Origin of the sequence: Methanosarcina sp. UBA5, from assembly GCF_002505485.1 — an archaeon.
In the GTDB taxonomy this organism is placed as follows: Archaea; Halobacteriota; Methanosarcinia; order Methanosarcinales; family Methanosarcinaceae; genus Methanosarcina.
Genome location: NZ_DAVG01000027.1, coordinates 1 through 9,251, shown reverse-complemented (window position 1 = coordinate 9,251; position 9,251 = coordinate 1). Strand labels below are relative to the sequence as shown.

10 protein-coding genes and 1 pseudogene are annotated in these 9,251 nt (G+C 37.7%); 6 read left to right on the top strand and 5 right to left on the bottom strand.

What is annotated here, in order from left to right:
• Window positions 1-627 (top strand): annotated as a pseudogene (locus BP621_RS02545) (IS630 family transposase); the annotation flags it as partial.
• A gap of 38 nt (window positions 628-665) precedes the next feature.
• Here BP621_RS02545 and BP621_RS17170 read toward each other — a convergent pair.
• Window positions 666-767, bottom strand: a complete 102-nt coding sequence (locus BP621_RS17170; RefSeq protein WP_394339279.1) for a hypothetical protein — start codon at window positions 765-767, stop codon at window positions 666-668.
• Here BP621_RS17170 and BP621_RS02540 point away from each other — a divergent pair.
• Both BP621_RS02540 and amrS read left to right on the top strand, forming a co-directional pair.
• The gene (locus BP621_RS02540; RefSeq protein ID WP_292387792.1) at window positions 736-957 is read left to right on the top strand and encodes a hypothetical protein; all 222 of its coding nucleotides are present in this window, start codon (window positions 736-738) and stop codon (window positions 955-957) included. The genes BP621_RS17170 and BP621_RS02540 overlap by 32 nt on opposite strands.
• Before the next feature lie 373 nt (window positions 958-1,330).
• Window positions 1,331-2,383, top strand: a complete 1,053-nt coding sequence (gene amrS, locus BP621_RS02535) for an AmmeMemoRadiSam system radical SAM enzyme (RefSeq protein WP_292387791.1) — start codon at window positions 1,331-1,333, stop codon at window positions 2,381-2,383.
• 124 nt (window positions 2,384-2,507) lie between these two features.
• On the opposite strand, the gene BP621_RS02530 is transcribed toward amrS, so the two are convergent.
• From BP621_RS02530 to tatC (BP621_RS02515), 4 genes are all read right to left on the bottom strand, one after another.
• Window positions 2,508-3,029 (bottom strand): Nudix hydrolase, encoded by a 522-nt coding sequence (locus BP621_RS02530; RefSeq protein WP_292387790.1) that lies wholly within the window; start codon window positions 3,027-3,029, stop codon window positions 2,508-2,510.
• Window positions 3,030-3,183: 154 nt separating this feature from the next.
• Entirely contained in the window at window positions 3,184-3,489 is a 306-nt protein-coding gene (locus tag BP621_RS02525; RefSeq protein ID WP_292387789.1) for a twin-arginine translocase TatA/TatE family subunit, read from the bottom strand.
• Between the two features lie 265 nt (window positions 3,490-3,754).
• Window positions 3,755-4,075 carry a Sec-independent protein translocase subunit TatA/TatB gene (locus BP621_RS02520; RefSeq protein ID WP_292387788.1) on the bottom strand — a complete coding sequence of 107 codons (321 nt, stop codon included), beginning with the start codon at window positions 4,073-4,075 and terminating at the stop codon, window positions 3,755-3,757.
• A 131-nt stretch (window positions 4,076-4,206) separates the two neighbouring features.
• Complete coding sequence (gene tatC / locus BP621_RS02515; protein ID WP_292387786.1) at window positions 4,207-4,986, bottom strand: twin-arginine translocase subunit TatC; 780 nt, start codon at window positions 4,984-4,986, stop codon at window positions 4,207-4,209.
• Window positions 4,987-5,639: 653 nt separating this feature from the next.
• Between tatC (BP621_RS02515) and tatC (BP621_RS02510) the strand changes: the two genes are divergently transcribed.
• From tatC (BP621_RS02510) to nadE, 3 genes are all read left to right on the top strand, one after another.
• On the top strand, window positions 5,640-6,425 hold the full coding sequence (gene tatC / locus BP621_RS02510) for a Sec-independent protein translocase TatC (protein ID WP_292387785.1): 786 nt from the start codon (window positions 5,640-5,642) through the stop codon (window positions 6,423-6,425).
• Window positions 6,426-7,605: 1,180 nt separating this feature from the next.
• On the top strand, window positions 7,606-7,734 hold the full coding sequence (locus BP621_RS02505) for a hypothetical protein (protein ID WP_292387784.1): 129 nt from the start codon (window positions 7,606-7,608) through the stop codon (window positions 7,732-7,734).
• Window positions 7,735-7,993: 259 nt separating this feature from the next.
• On the top strand, window positions 7,994-8,941 hold the full coding sequence (nadE, locus tag BP621_RS02500; protein ID WP_292387783.1) for an NAD(+) synthase: 948 nt from the start codon (window positions 7,994-7,996) through the stop codon (window positions 8,939-8,941).
• Window positions 8,942-9,251: the final 310 nt, after the last annotated feature.

Below are 9,251 nucleotides of genomic sequence, written 5' to 3'. Positions count from 1 at the left end.
ATACTCTTGACTACAGAAGACCCGAAAATGCTGAAGAAATTTTAAAAAAAGTTAACAGAAGCAGTTCCAGAATATACTGGTTCAGATGAACAACATATCATAGGTTTTCTGGACGAATCTTCACCACAAACAAAGGCAAATACACAGCGAGTAGGGTCATTTAAAAAACCTTTAATGATTAAAAATACGGATTATATAAAAGCAAATGCATTTGCCTTTTATTCAATTAACGGTAACAATCTCATCGATTTTATGGAAAATTCAAAGGCAGAAAGCGTATGTGAGTTTCTTGAAAAAATAGTGGAAGAAAATAAAGGAAAAAGAATAATTCTTGTTCTGGATAATTCAAAATCACATAAAGCTGATAAAACGGTAAGAAAAGCAAGAAGATTAAAAATAACACTTGTATTTCTTCCTCCTTATTCGCCAGATCTAAATCCTGTAGAATTTGTTTGGAAAACGATAAAAAGAGGAGTATCTGTCAGATTTATTCAATCAAAAGAACATTTGAGAAATAGTATCGAAAATGAATTTATGAAAGTGGAAAAGTCATTATCATTTGCAAAGAAATGGATGGAAACTTTCAACCTACAAATAAAAAGTGTAATTTTGAACCAGAAACTATAGTTGCTGTGTCAATTACAGAGAGAGCGTGGTCCCACTGGTTAGCCATATATACCTTTTTCGTCCGGACTAACAACAATTCCCAAAGGTGACTCTCCTCCTACATTCACCATGGCTGTTACAGTGTCAGTTGTTGTACCAATTACAGAAACAGTACCGTCAAGAATATCCTTAATCTATGCATATGGCTCCTTAGATGAAGAATTCTGGATAGTAGATGCCGAAACCGTAGACGATGCGAGAATTAAAAAGAAAACTAGAGCTGTTAATGCTAAGATTGTTGAATTTAATTTTTCTTTAGTTTTCATATCATACTCCACATTTACTATTTAATGATCATGTAAAAAAGATTAATATTCAATTTAACATCAATGCTAAAGTTTTTAGAACTCTAAAGTTTTTTAGATTTTTTTAATCCATAATGTAACTGAAAGTTCCCAAAATATTAATCTTTGAGCCGTCTGCTATTGTATAGAAGATTGAAGTGTTAATATTTTTTAGATATGAGAAATAATTTTAGGATATAACAGAATTTACGATCTAAATTAAAATTAACATTGTCCATTGCCCAATTGTAGAACTATTTGAAAAACTGTTCGAATTTTGAGACGCGCTTTTAAGTTGATCATTTCTTCCTACGAAACTGGAAAAATCTGAAACAGCAACGTTATTATGATGTAAAACAATTTATAAACGGGGATTGATTTTGATAAAAGAAGCCATGTTCTACGAGAAAATCGGAGACAACAAAGTACACTGCAACCTCTGCGCTCAGAGCTGCAAAATTTCCCAGGGAAAAAGGGGCTTTTGCGGGGTCAGGGAAAACAGGGACGGAGAGTTATATACTCTTATCTACGGGACAGTTTCAAGCGAGGCAGTTGACCCTCTCGAAAAGAAACCGCTTTATCACTTTTATCCGGGGTCTTACGCTTATTCAGTCGGGTCAATAGGATGCAATTTCCGCTGCAAGCACTGCCAGAACTGGTCGATTTCCCAGGCCTGTCTGGAGGATGCCTACACAATGGATATTACACCCGACGAGCTTATTCAAAGGGCACTTCTCTCACGCTCAAGCTCAATTGCCTGGACCTATAATGAGCCCACAATCTGGCATGAATACACTTACGAGTGTGCAAAACTGGCAAAAGAAGCAGGGCTTGGAACAGTATACGTGACAAACGGATATATGACGCCTGACGCCCTCAGGCATATAGCGCCCTATCTGGATGCCGCCAATATAGATATCAAGGCATTCACTGAAAAATTCTATCACGATGTCGCCAGCGCGAAACTGGCTCCTGTGCTCGAGGCTTCTGCCCTTGCAAAACAACTCGGAATCCATGTTGAGATTACGAACCTCATTATTCCTAGTGTAAACGATACCCTTGATGAGCTAAGGGAACTTTCAAAATGGGTATATCAAAACCTCGGACCTGAGACTCCCCTGCATTTTACCCGCTTCCATCCGCAGTACAAGATGCAGAACCTCTCTCCAACGCCTGTCAAAACCATGCAGGAAGCCTGTAAAATTGCAACCGAAGAAGGGATGAAATATGTTTACATGGGCAATGTCCCTGGCAGTGACCGCAACAATACTTTCTGCCCAAACTGCGGAAAAATGTTAATCAAGCGCGGCTATTTTGATATTGAAAAGTATGAGATCACACCTGAAAAAACCTGCCCGAAATGTGGGGAACATATTCCAATTGTAGGTGAATACGAAGGCTCAAAACAGATCGCGGATGAGTACGAGTATTAAGCCTAAATTACTAAGCGCCATATAAGAAGAGAAAAGAAATCCAGGACAAAATCGCAAATGTACAAGTTAGGTATTCTCTACTGAATCAATTAGGATTCTCTATAAAGAGAACTTTTATTAGATCTCAAAAAATATATTTTTCGTACCCTTCCTGATAAATTTTTATAATTCCCGCTCGCAGGGAAGGCGTATATTTCTCAGGCTCATTTTTGACGGCTCCATGCAGTTCTTCAAGTTCGACCCATTCTAGAGATGTGGCTTCTTCCGGGTCAGGCCGAATTAAGCTTGCAGTTTTTTCAGAACAAAGGCCTGAAAATACCGTGTGGAAGGCTCCTTTGTTTTCGACGATACAGGGAATTTTAAATAACTTTCGGAATGGAACCGAGATTCCTATTTCTTCAAGCATTTCTCGTTCCATGCAGGCTTCATAAGATTCATTTGCTACAGTGCCGCTTACCGAGTATGTATAGCGGCCCGGAAACCACCGCTTTTGAGGCGACCTTTTCTGGATAAGCATTTTATTTTCAGGATTGAGCAGGATAAGTTGAGCAGCCCTGTGAATATGCTTTCCCGAATAAAACTCCTCTCGCTCGCGCAACCCAAGAAAGTTATCGTTTTTGTCAACTTCGGTGATTAGCTCTGCCACAAAAGTACTCCTATTAAGTTGTTTCACTACTCCAGATCTGGTTGGGACAAAAAATAAAAATTTCGGTTAAAATAAAAATGACAGGCTTCAATAAAAAGGTTAAACCTGGAATAATGCCATGAAAAGAAAAAAGAAATTCACTTTTCAGGATTTTTCAGGGTTCTGAGATCTCTTTTGGTCTTTCTGTGGCTTTCTGGATTTCATCCAGAAGCTGATCGTCGGTCTTGCCTCTTATGTCAATCCCGAGTTTCTGGGCAGTTTCCTGTACCTTGCTCTTTGGAGCTGTGGGGTCCGCTATGGATTTTTCAAATTCCCTAAGGTTTAGTTCGGATTCCTTCTGAGCTTTCTTGAATTCACCCACCGAACTTCCCATGGACCTGGCCAGCTCCGGAAGTTTGGATGCCCCAAAAAGGAGTACAATTATTGCGAAGATTGGTATAAGTTCCTGTGCGCCTAACATGGCTTAACCTCAAGCTGTCGTTTTCTTAGATGATATAATTCAGAGGTAGTAGTGATATGAGTATTGAAATATATCTAAATTAAGCTAACATTTTTTATGTTATATAAAGTTTCTATTTTTATTTATTATATAAAGATATTTTATATATTTTAACTTTTTTATTTGACTTTTATCTATTTAGTCTATCTCCTTAGATCTTCCTTAGATCTATCTCCTTATCTGAGCTTGAGATCCCGGTACTTCAGCTTTTCCGGAGCTCTTCCTTTTAAGGGATAGATTTTCCGGTTTCAGGCGTATTTTCCAAGTTTGTACCGGCTTTTGAATCTGTATCGGTTTTTGCTTCTTTATGGCTTTCTGGATTATCCTTTTGTTCCTTCTCTTTCTCTTTTTCCTCAGAAGCAACTATATTCGCAGCCTTTCGGGTGTAGGCATCGAACTGATTGAGCTCAAGCTCAGAAGCGCGCTGTGCTTTTTTAAATTCTCCTACTGCACTTCCTAAAGACCGTGCAAGTTCTGGAAGCTTCTGGGGCCCAAAGAGAAAGAGAGCTGCGATAAGGATTACTATCAATTCTTGTGTGCCTATCATTATTGGTTATTATCAGCAATCTAATATAAAAATTCTTGTAATAAGACCGGTAGACATCCTTTATCTGGAAACTTACTAGAGCTTCTTGCATTTAAACAGAAAAATATCTAATTAATTGGGCAAACTCTTTTTCAAAATATCCGAATTAGTAATAGGCTGAATTCAAACAGGATTCCCAGTAGAAATGCCACAAGAATCTGGGCAATGAATGTCGGATCAGGGGAAAGGAATAGCGAGAATGCCATAATTATACTGTAGACCAGTAATCTCTGCTTTTTGAGGGTCTGGTACTGTATGAGCCCCATTTTCACGGCAAAAACCACAAGCAGAGGAAGCTGAAATACAATTCCAAAACCTGCCAGGATTGTGGTTACGGCTGAAAGAGTATCCTGAACGGAAAGCTGCGCTGTAGCCATGTCACCTGAGAAAAATAGAATGTATTTGAACATTATAGGCAGTACGATAAAGTAACCTATAGAGGCCCCCAAGATAAAAAGCAGGAAAGATGCTGGAATGATCTTGAGGAAAAAGCGCTTCTCATGTGAATAAAGTCCTTTACCTGCAAACTTGTAAAGCTGGTAGAAGAGCAGAGGGATTGAAGTAGCTAGAGCAAAGACAAGGCAGAGCTTGAGGCGAGCAAAGGTCCATTCGAGGGGCGAGTAAGCTGTCATATAAAGGTCAGAACTTATAAATTCCTTCCAGATGAGCAGCATCCCTTTTGCCGAGAATGGGAAAGCAATAATTATTCCTATACAGAGCCAGATTAAAACGATTGCCAGCCGGTTTCTGAGCTCTAACAGGTGGACCATGAGAGGTTCTTCGGTATCTCCTGGAACACCGGAAGGATAAGAATTAATTCCCGATGCTATTCCATCGGAAGTGGTTCCGTTGCCTGTGTACTGTGAATCCATTTTATTCTGCTCTTATTTTATTCTGCTCTTATTTTATTCTGCTCTTAGATGTACCTAGATAAATATATTAATATCGGAACATAATAGTAAATGTGGATCTGGTATCTTTCTGCAGACATTCCATTTTCCATTATAGAATATCTTCGCAATCCATTTTACGATCCATTTTCACAATATCTTTCTATTATATATTTGCATACCCATTTGGCTGTATGCCGAAAATTTATGAAGCTAAATAGTTATATCATTTATCACTTAAAAATGATTAATCTAACTCGATTAAGAGAATTTGTTTAAGACGTTACAACGATTAATATATTATACAAATTGATTGTATAACCTTATTAGAATAATTAATATAATATACTTGTCATAATTAAGATAATTTATTAAGGCAATCTGTTAAGATTATCTAGGTAAGAGAACTGCTATTTCCCGGCTCCTTGTACTCAAACATAACTGTCTCCGTACCTAGTATTAAAAGGATTCCATGAAAAGAGCCGGACAAATTTAAAGCGAAAAAACAAAATAGGTAAAAAGAAAGTTGATGATTAAATCTCTGTAGTGAATAGGCCCCACTGTTATGAACATAAGAGTTCCCTTAAATAATAGGAGTAAGAACTTTCTTTTGCTTTTCCGGATAGGTACTCAATATGTCTGAAGCCATTGAAAATCTCAGTGTAATCCTGCGGACCCTGCGAAATAAGTTACTCGTGATTGCTGGGGTCTTTCTTGCAGGAATTATTATCTCTTTCCAGTTTACAGGTCCTCTAATCGAGAGAATGAAAGTTGACCTTCTTCCTGAGGGCGCAAAGCTGGTCTATGTATCTCCCCTTGAAGTAATGATGCTGGAGCTAAAGCTCTCTATTATAATAGGAGCACTCCTTACCCTGCCTGTTATTGCGTTCTACATTTATCGTGCTATCTCAAAGAAATACTCAATAAAAGTTCCAATATCTATTGGAAAAGGCCAGTTTATTTTTCTGAGTTCAGCGGTCATCGTCATGTTCGTTATTGGGGCTGCATACTCTTATTTCTTCATGCTACCCCTTTTTCTTAAGTTCCTCTACATTGATGCAGCAGATTCAGGGGTGACTGCGACTTATTCGGTTTTCAAATTCATCTCATTCATAGCAACAACTATAGCAATCTTTGGGCTGGTATTCGAACTCCCTGTAGTACTTACTTTCCTGACCCGAAATGGATTTGTAAAATATAGTACTCTTGTGAGCTACCGCAAGCACATTTATGTTCTTATCATGTTTGTTGCAGCCGTCGTTACTCCTGGGACAGATGTCTTCAGCGAGCTGATGGTTGCCATACCCATGACAATCTTTTTTGAGATCAGCATGATGATTGTAAAAATACTTGGGGTAAAGAGCAGGTTTTCCAAGCCTGATCCTTCAGCAACTGCAGTAGGGATTACGAAAAGGAACTAAAAAAGAAAAGTGACAGAATAAGTACAGTTGTTTAGGGATCTAAAAGTGAAATAAAATTTGATAATGTGTAATTAACTTTGATTCAGGCCGTAAATTGTTCAGCAGTCCAGATACATGTCTGGACTCAAAACATAAGGTTCCGTTGCAAAAAATTTCTTCTCGCACTTTGAGGCTATAATTGGGGTTCCGTTGCAAAAATAACATTTTTGCATTTTGACCTTAGTTTGACAGTATAAATTCAATTTAGTGAGAAGCTTCAATTTTTCGCTATAATCAAATTACAGTATTAAAAAATTTCATTAAATTGCCTCTGATTTGCTGGTTTTCTAGCTTCACAATCACTAAAAAGTAAATGGATAGAGATTTTTTTGTCCCATTTTAGCACTTTTGGCACCTAACTTTTTAGATAGTATCTATATTTTATCCATTATAGGACTTACGCACTTGAAGTACAGAACCAATAGCAGTAAACTCACAACTTTCTAAAACCAATATTTTAATCATGACGTTCGCCGTGTTTGATTCTGAAGCATAAGTGCGTAAGTCCTACATTATTCATACTATCTGTCAAATTCTATACCAAAAATTTGATCAAAAATTATGAAAACAGCTATCAAGAGAAAGAGAATCATCTGTCAAATTAAATTGTAAAAAATGGGCAAAAATTTGTTGATATAAATTACTTCTTATTCCTACGAATATGAAAACAATCTTTCAACATAAAAATCAAACTGTCAAAATAAGGTTTTGACGCTACAATTTTCACCTTTATATGTCATTTTCGCTCGAATCAAAATGTTTAACTTTCCGAATTGTGATGGTTTTCACCGATTTTGTAAAATGCTCTGATTTTTTGCAACGGAACCTCAAAAAGTTTATATATTGAAGTGTCCTGCAAAAATATAGGTCTGTTGAAAAAAATCTAGCTTTGTTGCAAAATCAGTAAACACCTTCACAATTGGGAAAGTTAATCAATCTCATCGTCGGGAAGAAGGTACACAAAGACACACAAAGGTAAAAATCATAGTATCAAACTACATAAATATTATTTTTGCAGCGGAACCGATCCCTCTAACGTCTCTTTTGGATAAATATCAGTTCCGTAATTATTTTTCTACACATATTTTATTGTTTTAATATTAATAAACTATATAAAAATCAAAAAACTGGAGGTAAAGATATGGAAAAGCGTGGAGTTTGTGGTGGCGATGTACCTAAACAACCATCGATTGCCAAAGATGGGACATGCAATGCGTGCCATAAGAAATTAGCTCTTAAAGAAGAAAAAAGAAGTGAAAGTAATAAATGAATAATGAAGAGAGCGTCGCAAAAGTCAAAACAGTTCTACAATTGGATAATCTGAACTTTGACTTTAAATACGGTTGTAAAATTTTGCATGAAATTTAGGTAAACACCAACCTTATTGGACATTAATTTATCCCATTTGTAGAATCAAATGGACTTTTACGACGCTCTCAATGAACCATCACAGTGAAAAGAGAAATTACAGAAATTTTGCAACAGAACCCCACTATTTGAGAAAAGTTAAAATATATTGAGGTATTTTTATGACAAAAGTAGAAAATGAAAAATTAGGCTTTCCGGAATATCTTGAATTTGACGCGGAAAAAACCCGGAAAGAGATCGTAGAATTTGTGAGAAACAACGTAAAAAAATTTGGGAAAGACGGCGTGATGGTGGGTCTATCGGGTGGGTTGGACTCATCTACAGTTGCTTACCTGTGTGTAGAGGCACTAGGCAAGGATAAGGTTTATGGCCTTATACTGCCCGATCGGGACACTAACCCACAGAACACCGATGACGGCATGAACTTGGCTAAGAGCCTCGGCATACCTCATGAGAAAATTGTTATCTCACCGTTTCTAGAAGAGCTGGGTGCGTACAACATCATTTCCCAAGAAAAAGCATCTGACAGAACTGTCCTAGAGCAGATCGCTGCACGCAATCCAATAATTACTGAAAGGGAATTGCCTTCCACCGAGCACTTCAGCCCAACGGCGACAGTTGGTGCTTCATCCTTATCTGTCAAGGACTTTCTGGCTGTGGGGGGAGCAAAAACACATGTAAGGATGACGGTATTTTATTTCCATGCCACCCTCAAGAATTACCTGGTGGTCGGCACCGACGACAGGTCCGAGTTAAGTCTCGGCGTGTACGACCGGTATGGCGATGGTGCCTGTGACATTTCTATCTTGTCACATCTATACAAAACGCAGATAAAGCAGCTGGCAAAGCACATTGGGGTACCTGATCACATCGTAAACAAGACATCTTCTGCTGACCTGTTTGGAATGAGCATGCCTAACGAAAGTTTAATTGGTTTGTCTTATCTAAAGTTGGATGACATCCTATGTGGCATCAGAAAGAGCGGGCTTAATGATGAAGATATTGCCAGCATGGCGGGAGTGAAACCGTCTATAGTGCAATCTGTAAGGAAGGGGCTAAAAGATGCCGCTTTTGTTGCAAGTTTGCCGGTATCACTGCCTTTACTCTAAAAATGATAGAACTTCCACCCTAAAAATGATAGGATTTACGGTTCAGTTGCAAAAAATCTCAGAATAAACATGTAAATGTCGGGTAAGTCAGAAGGATTGTGTTGCAAAAATTTTCTTCTCGTACTTTGAGGCTATAATTGGTACCCATTGGTCATCGGTTAAGGAATTTTCTTGCCTGATAACCATCAATTTTGCACCTTTAGTCATCGATTTTGCACCTTAATACTGAATGACCTTTGGCCTTTTTACATAAAATCGATATCTTATTCCAGTCCACAATGTGTTAAAATTTATTCATTTATTTAAGAGA